We start from the raw sequence: 18230 nt of genomic DNA, 5'->3' as shown, positions 1-18230 counted from the left end.
CGTTGACACCTCACGGGATTGATGAAGCACGGAGCCGCTCTGGCCCCCTCTGATCCTGCTCCCCCGCGGACGACGGCCACTCGCGTCTCGGATCAAGGCTTCCCCGCGCGTCACCATACGGGCGGCCCGTAGGCCTCCTCGGCGACATGCAATTCAGCCTTGAGGAGGGTTGCGCGCAGCAGCCGATGAGATCGCGTCTCAACCATGCCGGCTTCTGCGTGCTGGAACCAGGCTTGAGCAGTGCGTTCGCAGGCCGGCGTCACATGCTTCCACATCGACCGCTCGTTCAGCCGACCTCTGCAACTGGGCCGTCAATAGGGCCGCTCCTTCCTGGGCGGCTGCCCGGCTGCGAAGGACGACTGGCTCTGCCGCAGGATGCGTATCCTGTCCATCGACGATAGAAAGCGCAGAGATTCTCGATCGTCATCTTCTTACACGGCACCGGCAGCGGACTCAGCGGCGCTCTGCCCATTCACGATGTCTTCGGAGAGCCCGCAACGTCCAGCACACGGCTGCGCGGCGGGAGCCTCTCCGCATTAGAAGTGACGGACACCGGCGACCGACGGGCCGCTCGAAACTGCTGGCACCGCTCATCACAGCTGCAGGCTGGACGTACGCGCTACGCGGCATGCACACTGCGTCGGCCTCGATCAACTGCCAAATCGGTGGTGGATGGCTGGCCGGCGCTGGAAGCGTTACCGGCCTCTCCTCCACAGAGGTGGCAAGCTCTGCGCAAGGCTCGGATCGTCGCAGCGCGCACTTCCTGCTCGTCCGCCCACAGGTTTGAGTCGCGACAGCAGCGAAAAGGGCCTGCCAGGATGATGAACATCCTGGCAGGCCCTCGGGCTCACAGAGCATCAGTGTGCGTGGTCGCCCCGGTTGTACTCGTAGACGAGTCCGATGACGCCGATGAAGGCGATCACGGCACCGAACGGGAAGATCCACCATCCCACGGCAACGCCGAGGAAGCAGATGCCTGCACCGGTGGCGATGATGATGGGCCACCAGCTCCACGGGCTGTAGAAGCCGTACTCGTAGTGTTCGTCAGAGATCTCGGCATCGAGGCGATCCATCGGAGTGTCTCCGACGCTGCGGTGCTGCAGGAACAGGTAACCGCCGATCATGATGGCCATACCGCCGAGCAGCAGGATGGCCGGGAATCCGACGAGCTCTTTGAAGTCCGTCAGGATGCCGTAGACGATCGCGACGGGGACGAAGAAGAACAGCCCTGAGGAGAAGATGATTGCTGCGGTCTTCACTTGGCGGTCTCCTTCTTCTCAATCATCGAGTAGGCGTCACGCGGGTGACCAGCGAGCTCGAGGAGCTCGGGGTGGTTGGCGTCGAACACCGGGCGCTCCGAGCGGATGCGCGGCAGCGAGGTGAAGTTGTGACGCGGCGGCGGGCAGGAGGTCGCCCATTCGAGCGAGGAGCCGTAGCCCCACGGGTCATTGACGGTGACCTTCGGTGCCTTGCGTGCGGTGACCCAGACGTTCCAGAACCACGGGATCATCGAGAGGCCGAGGATCAGTGCGCCGACGGTGGAGATCTGGTTCATCCAGGTCCAGCCGTCCTGCGGCAGGAAGTCGGCGTAACGACGCGGCATGCCGTCGGCACCCATCCAGTGCTGGACGAGGAACGTGCCGTGGAAGCCGATGAACAGGAGCCAGAAGTGGATCTTGCCCAGGGTCTCGTCGAGCATCTTGCCCGTCCACTTGGGCCACCAGAAGTAGAATCCGGCGAACATTGCGAACACCACGGTGCCGAAGATGACGTAGTGGAAGTGCGCAACGACGAAGTAGGAGTCAGACAGCTGCTGGTCCATGGCCGGGCTGGCCAGCACGACGCCGGTGATGCCACCGAAGACGAAGCTGACGAGGAAGCCGAGCGACCAGAGCATCGGGGTTTCGAAGGTCAGCGAGCCGCGCCACATCGTGCCGATCCAGTTGTAGATCTTCACACCGGTCGGGACGGCAATGAGCATCGTCATGAAGGCGAAAAACGGCAGCAGCACCGCGCCGGTGACGTACATGTGGTGTGCCCACACGGTCACGGACAGCGCCGAGATCGCAATCGTTGCGTAGACGAGGCCCTTGTAGCCGAAGATCGGCTTGCGGCTGAAAGTCGGGAAGATCTCCGAGACGATGCCGAAGAACGGCAGGGCGATGACGTAGACCTCCGGGTGGCCGAAGAACCAGAACAGGTGCTGCCACAGGATCGGGCCGCCGTTCTCCGGGCTGAAGACGTGTGCGCCGAGGATGCGGTCGGCGCCGAGCGCGAGCAGGGCGGCGGCCAGCGGCGGGAACGCCATCATCACGAGGATACCGGTGATGAGGGTGTTCCAGGTGAAGATCGGCATGCGGAACATCGTCATGCCCGGGGCGCGCATCGTGATGATGGTGGTGATGAAGTTCACCGAGCCGAGGATCGTGCCGAAGCCCTGGAAGGCCAGGCCCATGACCCACATGTGTCCGCCGATGCCCGGTGTGAACGTCGTGTTCGACAGCGGGGCGTAGGCCGTCCAGCCGAACGATGCCGCACCCTGCGGGGTGAGGAAGCCGGCGCAGGCGATGAGGCTGCCGAACAGGAAGAGCCAGAAGGCGAAGGCGTTCAGGCGCGGGAATGCCACGTCAGGAGCGCCGATCTGCAGCGGCATGATGACATTCGCGAATCCGGCGAACAGCGGAGTTGCGAACATCAGCAGCATGAGCGTGCCGTGCATGGTGAACAGCTGGTTGTACTGTTCCTTGGTCTCCAGGACCTGCATGCCCGGCTCGAAGAGCTCGAGGCGGATGAGCAGCGCCATGACGCCGCCGATGCAGAAGAACGTGAACGACGCGATCAGGTACATGTACCCGATGGTCTTGTGGTCCGTCGACGTGATCCAGTTGACGATGACCTTGCCCAGGCTCTTGGGCATAGGTGCCTGGTCGACTGTGACAGTGCGGTTGCTATCAGCGACTGCGGTCACTCGTCATCCCCTCCCTCATGTGGGTTCTTGTACCAGTCAGTGCGGTCGTACTCGGGTCCGAGGCGGCCGGTGTTGCCTTCCTCGCGCAGCGAGTCGGTGTACGCCTTGTACTCGTCCATGGAGACGACCTTGACGTTGAAGAGCATCTCGGAGTGGAACTCGCCGCAGAGCTCAGCGCACTTGCCGACGTACTCGCCTTCCTTCAGCGCCTGGAAGTGCAGCGACGACGTGCGGCCTGGGATCATATCCCGCTTCTCGAGGAATGCCGGAACCCAGAACGAGTGGATGACGTCGCGGGAGCGCAGCTGGATCTCCAGGTCGGTGTTCGACGGCAGGTACAGGACCGGGACCTTCTCGCCGGCCTTCTCGGTTCCATCGAGATTCACCTGAACGCTGGAGTAGTAGGCGTCCTCGGTGATGTAGTTGAAGTCCCATGCCCACTGCTTGCCGACCACTTCGACGACGACCTCGCCGGGAGTGTCGTCATAGATCGTGTTCTCCACAGCCTTGACGGTCTCGAAGAAGAAGCCGACGACGAGGATGATCGGCACGACCGTGTAGAGGATCTCGACCGGCATGTTGTAGGCCAGCTGGACGGGCAGTCCGCGCTCGTGCTTGCGACGGCGGTAGGCGACGACGCACCACAGCAGCAGGCCCCAGGTGACGAAACCGACGATGAGCGCGGCGATCCAGCCGCCGTTCCACAGGTGAATGTAGTGATCCGTGTGGGACGTCGCTCCCTTGGACTCAGGTGGGAGGAATCCTACTTCCCAGTGCTCCTTCGAGCAGCCGGAGAGCAGCGCAACGGCACCCAGGGCGCCAATGACACCGAGCCGCTTGGCCCAGGCTGTGGGGCCCGAGCGGACTGGCTGATTCGGAGAATCCACGTGCAGCCTTTCGCAACTTTGTCAGCTCCTCGCAGGCCCTCTCATCTGAGCGGACGCACGCGAATCGCCGAACACTGACTTTGTTCTCGTCCACCTTACCGCTACAAGAGGTAGAAATTCACTTCCGACTGCTCATTTCGTGAGAAAAGCCTGGAAATGACGGCCGCCCCGCGCGACGGCAAGCGCTTCGAGGTACTCGAACCCGCTGACCTCCGACACGCCGAGTGTTTCGAGGTGCGAGGTCTGCCACTGCGCGTCGATGATCCACGGGGTGTGATCGCCGACGCTGTCGAGCAGTTCGACGAGCCTGACAAGGGCGACCTTGGAGGCGTCGCGGCTGGTGTGGAACATCGACTCCCCGCAGAACACCCCGCCGAACGCGACCCCGTAGAGTCCGCCGGCGAGCCGGCCGTCTTCGTAGACCTCGATCGAGTGGGCGTGGCCTGCCTCATGCAGGCGCTGGTACAGCTGTGCGATCTGCGGGGTGATCCAGGCGCCGTCGCGGTCAGGGTCTGCGCAGCCAGCCACCACCTCGGCGAAGGCGGCGTCGACCGACCACGTGAAGCGGGTGAGTGAGCGGCGGAGCGAACGCGTCACGCGGAGGTCTCCGGGCCTGAGCACCCCGCGCGTCAGCGGGGCCCACCAGCCGATCGGCGGTGCGCCGTGCTGGCCGATGCCCATCGGGAAGAGCCCGGCCTGGTATGCAGACAGGACCTGGTCGATCCCGCTGATGGCGCCGATGGCGCGGAGATCGTCCAGGCCCTGTGACATGGCTGGTACGGCTGGGTCAGCTGAAGGAGTCGCCGCAGGCGCACGAGCCGGCGGCATTCGGGTTGTCGATCGTGAAGCCCTGCTTCTCGATGGTGTCGGAGAAGTCGATCGTCGAGCCGTTGAGGTAGGGCACGCTCATCCGGTCGACGATGACCTCGACGCCGTCGAAGTCGCGCACGGCATCGCCGTCGAGGAACCGTTCGTCGAAGTACAGCTGGTAGATCAGGCCCGAGCAGCCGCCGGGCTGCACGGCCACGCGCAGGCGCAGGTCATCGCGACCCTCCTGCTGCAGGAGGCTGCGGACCTTGTCGGCCGCCTCGGAGGTGAGGTCAACTTCGTGCGTGGCGCTCGTGTCCTGCGTGGCGGTCATGAGGTCTCCTTACATCAGTTTGGTCGTGCAGTCAGCTCTGGGCACTCCGGCTGGCTGCGGCGCGGCCGCCCCGGATGGGTCCCGGAGGCGGCGTCACCTGTTCAACGTTCATCGTTGCGCCATTATTCCAGTGATCGCGTTGCAGCGAGAGCGCTCAGTCGCGGGCGAGCCGGTCGAGCAGCAGCGCCTCGGAGATGATCGCTGAGCGGAAGTCGGGCAGGTACAGCGATTCGTTCGGGCTGTGGGCGCGGGTGTCGGGGTCTTCGATGCCGGTGACGAGGATCGATGCCTGCGGGAATACCTCGACGAGGTCGGCGATGAACGGGATCGAACCGCCGAGTCCCATCTGGACTGCCTCTGCGCCGAAGCCCTCGCTCAGCGCCTCCATCGCCGTCGCGATGACCGGATCAGAGGAGTCAGCACGCCACGGGGCACCGGATTCCTCGGCTCCGAACTCCACCTCCGCGCCGAAGGGCACGTACTCCTGCAGATGCCGCTTGACTGCAGCCAACGCATCGGCGGGGTTCTCCCCCGGCGCCAGGCGGATTGAGATCTTCGCGCGCACGCTGGCCAGCAGCGTGTTCGAGGAGTCGTCGACGTTCGGGGTGTCGATGCCGATGACGGTGATCGAGGGCTGGTGCCACAGGCGCGAGGCGATCGAGCCGCGGCCGATGAGCTCAGTGCCTGCCAGGGCGACCGTGTCGGTGCCCATCGGGTCATCGCCGTACTCAGCTGCCGCCTCGGGCGCGGAGCGCAGACCGCTGACGGCCACCGCCCCATCGTCATCGTGCAGGGTGGCCAGCAGCCGGGTCATCGCCAGGGTGGCATCCGGCACAGCCCCGCCGTACATGCCCGAGTGCACGGAGTGGCTGAGCGTCCGGACGGTGAATTCGAGTCCGGCCATGCCGCGCAGACTCGTCGTCAGCGCGGGCTTTCCGCAGGCGAGGTTGGAGGAGTCGGCGACGATGATCGCGTCGCCTGCGAGCTTGTCGCGGTAGGTCTCCAGGAAGCTGCGGAAGCTCGGCGAGCCGATCTCCTCTTCGCCTTCGATGAAGAGGACGACGCCGACGCCGAGTTCGTCGCCGAGCAGCTGCAGGGCGGTGAGGTGGACGAGGATGCCGGCCTTGTCATCGGCGGCGCCGCGGCCGTACATGCGGTTGCCGCGGATCGTCGCCTCGAACGGCGGAGTGTCCCACTGACTCAGGTCGCCGGCCGGCTGCACATCGTGGTGGGCGTAGAGGACGACGGTCGGCCGGCCCTCAGGAGCCGGGCGGCTGGCGACGACAGCGGGGAACCCGGGAGTGCCGTCGGGATTCTCAGCCCGCAGCGTCTCGACGCTTGCGAACCCGAGCGGTTCGGCCATGCGTGCGACAGCTGCCGCGGTGGCGTCGACATGGGCGGGATCCGCCGTCGACCAGGCCAGGGATGGGATGGCGACGAGTTCGCTCAGGCGGACCAGGACGTCGTCGTAGATCGCGTCGAGGCGGGAGGTCAGTTCAGCACGGTTCACGTGGGTCATAGGGCGATCCTATAGTCGGATACGATAGAGGGCGTGTTTGGACGGAAGAATAGCTCCCAGGATGAATCGCCCGCAGAGCGGACGGGCTCCCATGCTGCCTCCGCAGGCCCGGTCGACGAGGCTGCCGAGGCGGTGAATCCGGCTGAGGCGAAGAAGAACCGCCCGACGCCGAAGCGCTCCCAGCAGGAGGCTGCCCGCCGCCAGCCGCTCGTCGGCGATGACCGGAAGTCGGCGAACAAGCAGGCGAAGGCTGAGATCCGCCGCAAGCGCGATGAAGCGCGCATCGGCCTCATGCAGGGTGATGAGAAGTTCCTCGGTCCGCGCGATCGCGGACCGCAGCGCCGCTATGTGCGCGATTTCGTCGACGCCCGCTTCTCGATCGGCGAGATGTTCATCCCGTTCGCTTTCGTCGTGCTGCTCATCGGCTTCATCATCTCGACTCCGCAGGTGCAGATCATCACGAGCTACGCCGTCTACGGCCTCATCCTGCTCGTCGTCATCGACTGCTTCATCCTCAACTACGTCATGAAGGGCCGGATGGCCCAGAAGTTCGGCGGCAAGGAGAACCTCGAGCGCGGCCTGACCTTCTACGCCGTCATGCGCGCCATCCAGCTGCGGGTGCTGCGCATCCCCAAGCCCAAGGTCAAGCGCGGCCAGTACCCGTCCTGATCTCCGGTCCCGAGGCGGTGGTCCCGCATGGACCGCCCGCTACCGAGGTGCCGGCTGAGGAGATGAGAGGAGCGTCCCCGTTGATGCGGGGGCGCTTCTCCTCTTCTCAAGGGCGCTGATGTCTCTCCAGACCTCTGCTGTCGGGACTCTTCGCACGCGGGTGCGCGCATCGGGGCTCCCCGCACGCGGATGTGTGTCCCGGGACTCTCCGCACGCGGATATACTCAGGGCTTGCGGCGCAGCGTGCGCAGCATGCGGCCTGGCCACATCGGCCCGCCGTAGATGAGCCCGGAGTACACCTGGACGAGATCGGCACCGGCGCCGAGGCGGGCGGCGGCATCCCGGGCGTCGGCGATCCCGCCGACGGCGATGATGGTGAGCTGGTCACCGACGTGGCTGCGGACGAGGCGCAGCACCTCGAAGGCGCGTTCGGCCAGCGGCTCACCGGAGATCCCGCCGGCTTCGGATTCGGCGAAGGCCTGGTCGGCGCCGGAGAGGACGCTGCGGTCGATCGTCGTATTCGTCGTGATGAGCCCGTCGACGCCGGTGCGCAGGGCGAGGTCGGCCACAGCGAGGACGTCCTCGTCTGCGAGGTCCGGGGCGATCTTGATGAGCAGCGGCACGTGCCCGAGGCGCGAGCGCGGAGCCTCGACCGCCCCGGCGGCGTCGCGCACTGCGGTGATGATCGGTTCAAGAGCCTCGGCCGACTGCAGGTTGCGCAGGCCGGGAGTGTTCGGGGAGCTGACGTTGATGACGAGATAGTCGGCCAGCGGGGCCAGCTGTGCTGCCGACTGGCGGTAGTCTTCGGCGGCATCAGCGGCCTCGACGACCTTGGTCTTGCCGATGTTCACACCGATGACGGGGCGCTGCTGCGCTGGCAGCTTGGCGATGTCCTCGCGGGCGCGCAGCAGCTTGAGACGGGCCGCAGCCGCCCCGTCGTTGTTGAAGCCCATCCGGTTGAGCACCGCATGGTGGCCCAGCAGCCGGAACAGGCGCGGGCGCGGGTTGCCCGGCTGGCCGTGAGCGGTGACCGTGCCGATCTCGACGTGGCCGAAGCCCATCTGGGTCAGCGCCCGGATGCCGATGGCGTTCTTGTCGAACCCGGCTGCCATTCCGAGTCGGTTGGGAAAGCGCAGGCCGAGAACGTTGACAGGGTCGGAGGTGCCGCGGCTCATAACCGCGCGGCTGAGCCGGCGCAGCCCGGGCACGCGGTCAAGGGCGCGCAGGCCGGTGAAGCTGAGGTGGTGGGCGGTCTCCGCGTCGAAGCGGGTCAGAAGGGTGCGGAAGATCAGCGAGTACACGCTCTCATCCTAGGCGAGACCGCCGGGCGCGAGGAGAACACGTGGGAGTTCGCTGACGAATCGAAGTTCGGCAGGCGACTTTCGCCCCAGCGGTGTCTGCATTGACTACGGTAGGAGGCGGAGCAGATCCCCTGCCTGAGATTTCTGTCTATGGAAAGGAACAGAATGACGACCGCAGAACTGACGATCGACGCCGCGGCATCCGAACCCGGCCGCAGCAGGGCCGACGTCCTGGTCATCGGAGTGGCCGCGGACGGCGATGCCGTGTCCATCCCCTCGGGTGTCGCACTGGCCGCTGGGGTCCGCAAGGAGCTCGTCGCCGCTGCCGCCGCTGTCGGCTTCACCGGCAAAGCCGGTGCGCTGGCCCGGATCCCGTCCCCCAAGGGCGTCGCCGCCGGCTCGGTGCTGCTGGCCGGCCTCGGTGACTTCGACGAGGTGGCCCTCGAATCAGAACTCGACGCTGATGCCGCCCACGAAGCGCTGCGCCGTGCTGCCGCTGTAGCCGTGCGCTCGCTGACGAAGGGCGAATCGGTCGCCATCGCCTTCCCGGCGCAGACCGCGGCCGCTGCCGAGGCGACGGCCACCGGTGCCGTGCTCGGTTCGTACCGCTACACCGAGTACCGGTCGAACGCTGCAGAGCACAAGCGCGTCACCTCGGCCACGGTGCTGGCACCGAAGGCCTCGAAGGACGGCGTCGCACGCGGCCAGTTCCTCGGTGCCGCCACCAACCGCTGCCGCGACCTGGTCAACCAGCCGCCTCTGGACCTGTACCCGGAGACCTTCGCCGAGAAGGTCACCGAACAGGCCAAGACCCGCAAGGTCAAGGTCACGGTCATCGACGACGCTGCCCTCGAGGCCGGTGGCTACGGCGGCCTCACCGGTGTGGGCAAGGGCTCCACTCGCGGCCCGCGCCTGGTGAAGATGGAATACAAGCCGCGCAAGGCCACGAAGCACCTGTCGCTGGTCGGCAAGGGCATTACGTTCGACTCCGGCGGACTCTCGCTCAAGCCGCCGCAGGCGATGGAGGAGATGAAGTGCGATATGGGCGGTGCGGCTGCGGCCGCGCAGGCCGTGCTCGCCGCTGCCGACCTGGAGCTGCCGGTGCGGGTCACCGCGTGGCTGGCCCTGGCTGAGAACATGCCCGGCGGCAACGCCCAGCGTCCCTCCGATGTCATCCGCATCTACGGCGGCAAGACCGTCGAGGTGCTCAACACCGATGCCGAGGGCCGTCTCGTGCTCGCCGACGCGCTCGTCGCCGCGCAGGAGGAGAAGCCGGACCTCCTCATCGACATCGCGACGCTCACCGGCGCGCAGGTCATCGCACTCGGCAACCGCGTCTCCGGTGTCATGGGCACCAACGGGGCACGCAACCGCGTCGTGCTCGCCTCGGAGGTCACCGGTGAGTCGATGTGGCCGATGCCGTTCCCCGAGGAGATCCGTTCGCACTTCGATTCGACGGTCGCTGACCTGAAGAACACAGGCAAGCGCGAAGGCGGCATGCTCGCCGCCGGTGTGTTCCTCAACGAGTTCGTCGAGAAGGGCCAGCAGTGGGCCCACATCGACATCGCAGGCCCGGCCTTCAACAGTGAGAGCCCGTGGGGCTACACGGCCAAGGGCGGCACCGGCGTCCCGGTGCGCACCCTGGTCGAGGTGGCTGAGCAGCTCGACCGCAGCTGACGGCAGCCCACCTGAGTCAGGGGCGCAGCCGAGACCCGGCGGCTGCGCCCCTGACCATGTGCCCACACCAGCCACCGCCTCGGGCCGGGAATCCACATGAGACAGACGTGAGCAGGGTTACGGGGGTGCAGGGGCGAACGGTTGCGACATTTCCGGGAAATAGTGGAAAGATGGAGACAAGTGCCGTGACCCGGCAGTTCATCCATTCAACGAGGAGCAACCTGTGAGCGAATCGGACAACACCTACGACCTCGTCATTCTGGGTGGTGGCACGGGCGGCTACGCTGCCGCGCTGCGCGCTTCCCAGCTCGATATGCGCGTCGCACTCATCGAACGCGACAAGGTGGGCGGCACCTGCCTCCACCGTGGATGCATCCCGACCAAGGCCCTGCTGCACGCCGCCGAGGTGGCGGATTCCGCACGCGAGGCCGCGTCCTTCGGCATCAATGTCGAGCTGCAGGGCGTCGACATGGCCAAGGTCCTGGAATTCAAAGACGGCATCATCGACCGCAACTACAAGGGTCTGCAGGGACTCGTGAAGGCGCGCGGCATCGACTACATCGCCGGTGAGGGCAAGCTGACCGGCAAGGACACCGTCGAGGTCTCCACCGATGACGGCTCGATGACCGTGACCGGCAAGAACATCGTGCTGGCGACCGGTTCGACGTCGAAGACCATCGGCATCGAGATCGGCGGCCGCGTCATGACCTCGGAACAGGCGCTGCAGTACGACGAGGTGCCCGAGTCTGCGATCGTGCTCGGCGGCGGCGTCATCGGCGTCGAGTTCGCCAGCGTCTGGGCCTCGATGGGCTCGAAGGTCCACATCGTCGAGGGTCTGCCGAACCTGGTCGCCAATGAGGACGCGACGATCTCGAAGAACCTCGAGCGCGCGTTCAAGAAGCGCAAGATCAAGTTCACCGTCGGCACGATGTTCAAGAGCGTCGAGCAGGACGACGACGGCGTGCACGTCACCCTCGAAGACGGCACCGTGCTCGACGCTGCGGTGCTGCTCGTGGCCGTCGGCCGCGGCCCGGTCACCGAGGGCTTCGGCTTCGAAGATCAGGGCATCGAGATGGACCGCGGCTTCGTGCTGACCGATGAGCGCCAGCACACCGGCGTCGGCTCGATCTACGCCGTCGGCGACATCGTGCCCGGCCTGCAGCTGGCCCACCGCTCATTCGCCCAGGGCATCTTCGTCGCTGAAGAGATCGCAGGACTCGACCCGGCACCGGTCGTCGAATCCGGCATCCCGCGCGTGACCTACTGCGAGCCGGAGATCTTCTCCGTCGGCCTGACCCAGAAGCAGGCTGAGGAGAAGCACGGTGAGGACAAGATCAAGACGATCGAGTACAACCTCGCCGGCAACGGCAAGTCGACGATCCTCAAGACGACTGGTCTCATCAAGCTCGTCAGCCTCGAAGACGGGCCCGTCCTCGGCGTGCACGGAATCGGCGCGCGCCTGAGCGAGCAGGCCGGTGAAGCGCAGCTGATCGTCAACTGGGAGGCCTTCCCCGAAGAGGTCGCCGAGCTCATCCACGCCCACCCGACCCAGAACGAGGCGATCGGCGAAGCCGCCCTGGCTCTGTCCGGCAAGCCCCTTCATTTCCACAGCTAAGAGCGAGGGAGACGAAACGTTATGTCCAACAAAGTGCAGATGCCGGCTCTCGGTGAATCGGTCACCGAGGGCACAGTCACCCGCTGGCTGAAGGAGGTCGGCGAAGAGGTCGAGGTCGACGAACCCTTGCTCGAGGTCTCGACCGACAAGGTCGACACCGAGATTCCGAGCCCGTACGCCGGGACCCTGCAGGAGATCCTTGCGGACGAAGACGATGTCGTCGAGGTCGGCGGCGATCTGGCTGTCATCGGCGACGGTGACGGCGACTCCTCTGACGACTCCTCTGATGAGGATGCCGACAGTGATGATGCCGACTCCTCCGATGACGGGGCTGAGGATCAGGCTGACGAGGACTCAGCTGATGAGGATTCCGCAGACGAGGCTGACGACAGTGACTCGGACGACGCGGATGACTCCGACGACTCCGCTGATGATTCCGACGATTCGGATGACTCGGATGACAGCGACGAGAAGCCGAAGAAGAAGTCCTCGGGCGGTTCCGGTGACTCCACTGAGGTGAAGATGCCGGCGCTCGGCGAATCGGTCACCGAAGGCACCGTCACCCGCTGGCTCAAGGAGGTCGGCGACGAGGTGGAAGTCGACGAGCCGCTGCTCGAGGTCTCCACCGACAAGGTCGACACCGAGGTGCCCTCCCCTGTGGCCGGCACCGTGCAGAAGCTCATGGCAGATGAGGACGATGTCGTCGAGGTCGGCGATGTCGTGGCGCTCATCGGCTCCGGCGATGCCCCGGCTGACGACTCGGATGACGCGGATGACTCCGACGACTCCGATGAGGCCGAGACCACCGACCGCAAGACCGAGCAGGCCGATGACGTCTCCGAGGAGGACACCGACGACGACGTCAAGGAGGAGTCCGACGAGGACGACGAGTCCGATGACTCCGAGGTCAAGGACAAGGAGTCCGACGCCAAGGAGGCCAAGGACGAGGCCGAGAAGTCGGACAAGTCCGAGAAGAAGGCTGAGAAGAAGTCCGAGAAGTCGGAGAAGTCCGACGAGGACGCTGCCGCTGAGGCGCAGAAGGCCGCAGCCGAGCAGGCCGCCGGTGAAGAGGCCAAGCAGTCGATCTCCTCGACTGTCGCCCACGGTTCGGCGTACGTCACCCCGCTGGTGCGTCGCCTGGCCAAGAACAAGGGCGTGGATCTCTCCAACGTCACCGGCACCGGTGTCGGCGGTCGCATCCGCAAGCAGGATGTGCTCTCGGCAGCCGAGAACGCCGGCGGATCGAAGTCCGGCGGTGCTCCGGCACCGGCAGCCGGCAAGCCGGCTGTCACCGATGACCGCGAGCCGTTCGTCGTCGAGATCCCCGAAGAGGTCAAGAAGCTGCGCGGCACCACGCAGAAGGCCTCCCGGATCCGCCAGACGATCGCCACCCGGATGCGCGAGTCGCTGCAGAACTCTGCACAGCTCACGCAGGTCATCGAGGTCGACATGACCCGTGTCGGTCAGCTGCGCAAGGCCTACAAGGACCAGTTCCAGCAGACCCACGGCGTCAAGCTGACCTACCTGCCGTTCTTCGCCAAGGCCATTGTCGAAGCACTCCAGGTCCACCCGAAGGTCAACGCCACCTACGATGTCGAAGCCAAGGAGATCACCTACTTCGACCACGAGAACCTGGCTGTTGCCGTCGACACCGAGCGGGGTCTCCTCGTTCCGGTCGTCAAGGACGCCGGCGACCTCTCGATCGCAGGTCTGGCCAAGGCCATCGACGATGTCGCTGAGCGCACCCGCACGGCCAAGATCGGCCCGGATGAGCTCTCCGGCGGCACCTTCACGGTCACGAACATCGGCAGCGTCGGCGCGCTGTTCGACACCCCGATCCTGAATACCCCGCAGATGGGCATTCTGGGCACCGGTGTCATCACGCGCCGCCCGGTCGTCGTCGAGACCGCTGACGGCGGCGAATCGATTGCGATCCGCGACATGGTCTACCTGCCGCTGACGTACAACCACGAGCTCGTCGACGGTGCGGATGCAGGACGCTTCCTGCAGACCATCAAGGCGCGCCTCGAGGACGCGAACTTCGTCGCCGACCTTGAACTGTGATCCGGAGCGTCAGCTGAGCCTCATGGCCAGCTGACGCACGGCACACCGGCCACTGCGGGTGGGATGCTCCGGCATCCCACCCGCAGTGTCGTCTCAGCCCGTCTCAGCTCTGCTCGATCGCGTCATAGACCCTCCAGCTGCCGTCCTCGCGGCGCAACTCGACGCGCATGCGCACGCTGCCGTAGTCGTGGCCGGACCCATCGGGTGCGCTCACCTGCGTCCGTGTGGCGACGTCGAGCTCGGCTCGGTCCGCCTCCTGCTGCGTGATCTGAGCCGATTCGATGTCGATGCTGATGTCACTGCCTTGGAAGGCCTCGACGTCGGCTGCGCCATCGGCTGCCGCTGCCGGGGAGCCTGCGACCGTCAGCTCCGCCAGCGCTGCGGCATCGCCGAGGTGGTAGGCCTGCTCGCGTCTGCGGGTGAGCGCGGCGAACGCGTCCTTGGGGTTCTCCGGCCCCGAGGCGGTGGTCGCCGCAGGGCCTTCAGTTGCTTGTTCGCTGGGCGGGTTATGGCCGGCACTGCCCGGGGCGACCGCCTCACCTCCGGGATCGATGAGACCGGTGAGCAGCGCGATCCCCGACAGGCTCAGCACGAGTGCGGCCGCAGCGCCGATGAGCATCGTGCGGTTCAACGGCAGCCGCGGGAGGTGGAAGCCGCTTATTCCGGAGCCTCTCCCCTGCCGCCTGCGCTGCGTCGGCTCGTGGGTGCGCCTCTGTGCCTTCCGCGAAGTGGAGTTCTTCATGCGGGGCATTCGGTCGCGTCTGGCGTGCCCGGCGGCCGCGCGCAGCCGGCCGATCCCGCTGCCCTTGGTGCTGTCTTCGGCCCGGCGAGCCCTTTCTTCACGCCGGCCGCCTGAGGTGCGCTCGCGGCTGCGCTCATAGCGGCCGGTGAGTGCCGACGCGACGCTGGCGTCGACGCGCAGCTGGGCGGTCACCGCCTCGGACACCGAGACCTCCGCCTCGACGGGGACGAACGGAATCTGCTCCGGCTCGCCCATTGCCGCAAGCCTCGTCAGCAGCTCGGGCCCGGGCGCGGGACCGCCGCCGGGTTCGGCTTCGAGCAGTTCGATGATGATGCCGGCCAACGGCTCCGGAACGGCTGGGGTGAGGTCTGGCACCGGCACCCCGTGCTCCTCCCATGTCAGGCCGGTCAGGCACAGATAGGCAAGCTGACCGAACTCGACCGCCTCGCTCGACACTGACTCAACCGGCACCGTATGGCCGGGCACGAGGTGAATGGCACCGGCATCATCGACGCCGAAGGCGCTGCGGTGGCAGCGCAGCCGGCCGGAACTCGGTGCAGGGGCGGCACACAGCGCCTCCAGGCAGGCACCGAGCACCGCCAGAGTCTGCCCGAGGGTCAGCCCGGCATAGCTGCGCAGCGCATCGACGAGCAGACCGCCGTGGAAGCGGGGCACGATGAGCCCGTTGCCGCCTGCCTGCCGCGGCTGGCCGAGCACGTGGGCGGGCTGCCCATCGACTGAGGCGACGTCACCTGCGCGGGTGCCGTCCGGCTCGGGAACGGCGGCAGGATCGCAGCTCACCGGCCCGCCAGTGAGCTCAGCGGTGCCGATTCCCGGCCACCGGTGCGTGATATCGGCCACATCGCCCTCGGGCAGGAACCAGGCGGTGCGCTGCCCTGTGCTGATGCGGCGGATCCCCGGTGCCACCTCGGCGACGGTGTGCCACGTCTGCTCGGCCATGTCCCTCCTGTCTGCACTCGTGGTGATCGGCTGTGCGGCAAGGCTACGGCTGGGCTGGAGGGTGTTGCCATGGGCTTGTCGGATCTGTGGATAACCGTCGGCGGCGGATGCGGACGGCTTTGCCCGCCTGCAGCGTGCGGCATAGGGTGAGTGCATGTCATTCACAGTGGAATGCCTCGGGTATGCACCCGACTATGTCGACTACCGCAGCGCCTGGGATCTCCAGCAGCGCTATCACGCCGACGTCATCGCCGGCACGCGCGAGTCCACCCTCCTGTTCCTGGAGCATTCCCCCGTCTACACCGCTGGCAAGCGCACCGAAGACCATGAGCGCCCGGTCGACGGAACGGAGGTCATCGACGTCGACCGCGGCGGCAAGATCACCTGGCACGGACCCGGCCAGCTCGTCGTCTACCTCATCTACCGGCTCAACGACGCCAAAGACGTCAAGCTCTTCGTCGACCAGATCGAAGATGCCCTCATCGACGTGTGCGCGTCCCTGGGCATCGAGACAATGAAGGTCGACGGGCGCTCCGGCGTGTGGCTGGCCGCCACCGACACACTGCCCGAGCGTAAGATCGGCGCGATCGGCATCCGCATCCACGAAGGCGTGACGATGCACGGGCTGGCCCTCAACTGCTCGAACGACAACACCGGATTCGACTCGATCGTGCCCTGCGGCATCGCCGATGCCGGGGTCACGAGCCTGAGTGCCGAAACCGGCCGCACTATCACCCCCGCCGACGTCGCTCCGGCTGTCGAAGCGGCGCTCGCCAGGCACATCACCGCCTGAGACAATTGAAGCCCCGGCATCAGCCGCGCCGGCCGGCGCACCTGCACGAGGCACGACCACCGACGAGAAGGACCCACAGTGACGATTGCTCCTGAAGGACGCAAGATGCTGCGTGTCGAGGCACGCAACGCCCAGACGCCGATCGAGAAGAAGCCGGCCTGGATCAAGGCGAAGGCCAATATCGGACCGGAGTTCACCGAACTCAAGTCCCTGGTGCGCTCCTCGAAGCTCAACACGGTCTGCGAGGAGGCCGGCTGCCCGAACATCTTCGAATGCTGGGAGGACCGCGAGGCGACCTTCCTCATCGGCGGTGAGCAGTGCACCCGCCGCTGCGACTTCTGCCAGATCGACACCGGCAAGCCGGCCGACTTCGACGCCGACGAGCCGCGCCGGGTGGCCGAATCGGTCGCGACGATGGGCCTGCGCTACTCGACGATCACCGGTGTCGCCCGCGACGACCTCGACGACGGCGGTGCCTGGCTGTACGCCGAGACCGTGCGCCTCATCCACGCGATCGAGCACGAGGACGGCCACCAGACCGGCGTCGAACTGCTCATCCCCGACTTCGACTCCAACGACGACCAGCTCGCCGAGGTGTTCTCCTCCCGGCCGGAGGTGCTGGCCCACAATGTCGAGACCGTCCCGCGGATCTTCAAGCGCATCCGCCCCGGGTTCCGCTACGAGCGATCGCTGTCGGTCATCACGAAGGCCCGCGATGCCGGCCTGGTGACTAAGTCGAACCTCATCCTCGGCATGGGTGAGACCAACGACGAGGTCATCGAGGCGATGCAGGACCTCTACGATGCCGGCACCGACCTGCTGACCATCACCCAGTATCTCCGCCCATCGCCCCGGCACCATCCGATCGAGCGCTGGGTCGAGCCGCAGGACTTCGTCGAGCTGCGCGATGCCGGTGAGGAGATCGGCTTCGCCGGTGTCATGAGCGGACCGCTCGTGCGCTCGTCCTACCGGGCCGGCCGGCTGTGGGCGCAGGCGATGCGCCGCCGCGGTGAGGAGATCCCCGCCCACCTGCTGCACCTCGACCGGGAGATGCCGGCCAAGCAGGAGGCGCAGGCGGTCGTGAATACCTTCGGACCCGGCGAAGAGGTACAATTCTAGGTTGTCCGCCCAGCACGGCTGGGGCGTCATCCGCCACACCAATGAAAGCTGATTGAGCACAGGAATGTCAGAAGAGAAGCCACGCCGCTTTTTCAAGCGCAAGCCGAAGGATCCGAGCAAGCCGGGCCGCATCGCGCAGATGCGCCAGGTTGTGCAGCTGTCGAAGAAGCACAACCCCGCCACCGTCTGGCTCATGCTCGCCGCGATCGTCGGCCTCACCGCCCTGGGTGTCGGGGTGGGCTTCCTCTTCGGCCCGATCTGGCTGTGGACGATCCTGGGTCTCATGCTCGGTATCTTCCTGGCCCTGTTCATGCTCGGCCGCTTCGCTGAGACTGCCGCGTTCAAGGAGATGGAGGGCCAGCCCGGTGCGATCGGCGCGGTGCTCAACACCTGCCGGCGCGGCTGGCTCATGGATGAGCAGCCCATCGACGTCGATCCGCGCAGCCGCGACCTCGTCTTCCGCTCCACCGGCAAAGCCGGCGTGGTGCTCATGAGCGAAGGCCCCAAGGGCCGGGTCGAGAAGCTGCTGGCCAAGCAGAAGAAGCGCCACGAGCGCGTGCTGCCCAATGTGCCGATCTACACGCTGCAGGGCGGCGACCAGGACGGCCAGATCCCGATGAGCAAGATCGTGCGCACCGTCCACCGGCTTCCGCGCAAGCTGAACAAGGCCGAGATCCTCGCCGTGCGCAACCGGCTGACCGCCCTCGGTTCGGTGACGAAGAACCCGCCGATCCCCAAGGGCATCGACCCGATGAAGGCCCGGCCGAACCACCGC

The 18230-nt window shown here is 66.4% G+C and carries 15 protein-coding genes; 7 read left to right on the top strand and 8 right to left on the bottom strand.

Going from position 1 to position 18230, the window contains the following annotated elements:
- Positions 1 to 857 precede the first annotated feature (857 nt).
- The 6 genes from M3B11_RS12500 to M3B11_RS12475 all read right to left on the bottom strand — a co-directional run bounded on the left by M3B11_RS12500 (position 858) and on the right by M3B11_RS12475 (position 6515).
- The gene (locus M3B11_RS12500; RefSeq protein ID WP_217004937.1) at positions 858 to 1259 is read right to left on the bottom strand and encodes a cytochrome c oxidase subunit 4; all 402 of its coding nucleotides are present in this window, start codon (positions 1257 to 1259) and stop codon (positions 858 to 860) included.
- Entirely contained in the window at positions 1256 to 2917 is a 1662-nt protein-coding gene (ctaD, locus tag M3B11_RS12495; protein WP_259877766.1) for a cytochrome c oxidase subunit I, read from the bottom strand. The genes M3B11_RS12500 and ctaD overlap by 4 nt, the downstream gene beginning before the upstream one ends.
- Before the next feature lie 47 nt (positions 2918 to 2964).
- Entirely contained in the window at positions 2965 to 3855 is an 891-nt protein-coding gene (coxB, locus tag M3B11_RS12490) for a cytochrome c oxidase subunit II (RefSeq protein WP_259856698.1), read from the bottom strand.
- 132 nt (positions 3856 to 3987) lie between these two features.
- Complete coding sequence (gene aat, locus M3B11_RS12485) at positions 3988 to 4626, bottom strand: leucyl/phenylalanyl-tRNA--protein transferase (RefSeq protein WP_259856697.1); 639 nt, start codon at positions 4624 to 4626, stop codon at positions 3988 to 3990.
- A 16-nt stretch (positions 4627 to 4642) separates the two neighbouring features.
- A complete protein-coding gene (gene erpA, locus M3B11_RS12480) occupies positions 4643 to 4996 on the bottom strand; it encodes an iron-sulfur cluster insertion protein ErpA (RefSeq protein ID WP_102159991.1) in 354 nt (117 codons plus the stop codon).
- Between the two features lie 154 nt (positions 4997 to 5150).
- Positions 5151 to 6515, bottom strand: coding sequence for a M20/M25/M40 family metallo-hydrolase (locus tag M3B11_RS12475; protein WP_217004945.1), 1365 nt, complete (start codon positions 6513 to 6515; stop codon positions 5151 to 5153).
- Positions 6516 to 6548: 33 nt separating this feature from the next.
- Here M3B11_RS12475 and M3B11_RS12470 point away from each other — a divergent pair, with 33 nt between their 5' ends.
- Positions 6549 to 7184: a DUF3043 domain-containing protein gene (locus M3B11_RS12470; protein WP_217004947.1), complete on the top strand. Its 636-nt coding sequence runs from the start codon at positions 6549 to 6551 to the stop codon at positions 7182 to 7184.
- 224 nt (positions 7185 to 7408) lie between these two features.
- Here the strand turns inward: M3B11_RS12470 and M3B11_RS12465 are convergent, their stop codons facing one another.
- Positions 7409 to 8485: a quinone-dependent dihydroorotate dehydrogenase gene (locus M3B11_RS12465; RefSeq protein WP_259877764.1), complete on the bottom strand. Its 1077-nt coding sequence runs from the start codon at positions 8483 to 8485 to the stop codon at positions 7409 to 7411.
- A 165-nt stretch (positions 8486 to 8650) separates the two neighbouring features.
- Here M3B11_RS12465 and M3B11_RS12460 point away from each other — a divergent pair, with 165 nt between their 5' ends.
- The 3 genes from M3B11_RS12460 to sucB all read left to right on the top strand — a co-directional run bounded on the left by M3B11_RS12460 (position 8651) and on the right by sucB (position 13841).
- On the top strand, positions 8651 to 10162 hold the full coding sequence (locus tag M3B11_RS12460; RefSeq protein ID WP_259877763.1) for a leucyl aminopeptidase: 1512 nt from the start codon (positions 8651 to 8653) through the stop codon (positions 10160 to 10162).
- A 223-nt stretch (positions 10163 to 10385) separates the two neighbouring features.
- Complete coding sequence (gene lpdA, locus M3B11_RS12455; protein ID WP_259857219.1) at positions 10386 to 11777, top strand: dihydrolipoyl dehydrogenase; 1392 nt, start codon at positions 10386 to 10388, stop codon at positions 11775 to 11777.
- Positions 11778 to 11798: 21 nt separating this feature from the next.
- On the top strand, positions 11799 to 13841 hold the full coding sequence (gene sucB / locus M3B11_RS12450; RefSeq protein WP_259800400.1) for a 2-oxoglutarate dehydrogenase, E2 component, dihydrolipoamide succinyltransferase: 2043 nt from the start codon (positions 11799 to 11801) through the stop codon (positions 13839 to 13841).
- Positions 13842 to 13944: 103 nt separating this feature from the next.
- Here the strand turns inward: sucB and M3B11_RS12445 are convergent, their stop codons facing one another.
- The gene (locus M3B11_RS12445) at positions 13945 to 15543 is read right to left on the bottom strand and encodes an ARC6/PARC6 family protein (protein ID WP_259877762.1); all 1599 of its coding nucleotides are present in this window, start codon (positions 15541 to 15543) and stop codon (positions 13945 to 13947) included.
- A 154-nt stretch (positions 15544 to 15697) separates the two neighbouring features.
- On the opposite strand from M3B11_RS12445, the gene lipB reads away from it, so the two are divergent.
- From lipB to M3B11_RS12430, 3 genes are all read left to right on the top strand, one after another.
- Positions 15698 to 16336: a lipoyl(octanoyl) transferase LipB gene (gene lipB, locus M3B11_RS12440; RefSeq protein ID WP_170274052.1), complete on the top strand. Its 639-nt coding sequence runs from the start codon at positions 15698 to 15700 to the stop codon at positions 16334 to 16336.
- A gap of 78 nt (positions 16337 to 16414) precedes the next feature.
- A complete protein-coding gene (lipA, locus tag M3B11_RS12435; protein ID WP_259877761.1) occupies positions 16415 to 17455 on the top strand; it encodes a lipoyl synthase in 1041 nt (346 codons plus the stop codon).
- A 64-nt stretch (positions 17456 to 17519) separates the two neighbouring features.
- Positions 17520 to 18230, top strand: a 711-nt coding sequence (locus M3B11_RS12430) for a DUF4191 domain-containing protein (RefSeq protein ID WP_259877760.1), incomplete at its 3' end; no start/stop codon positions are given.

Source organism: Brevibacterium sp. p3-SID960, from assembly GCF_025144725.1.
Taxonomy (GTDB): Bacteria; Actinomycetota; Actinomycetes; order Actinomycetales; family Brevibacteriaceae; genus Brevibacterium.
Note: the sequence above shows the minus strand (reverse complement) of the source record. Positions and strands in the feature narration are given on the sequence as shown.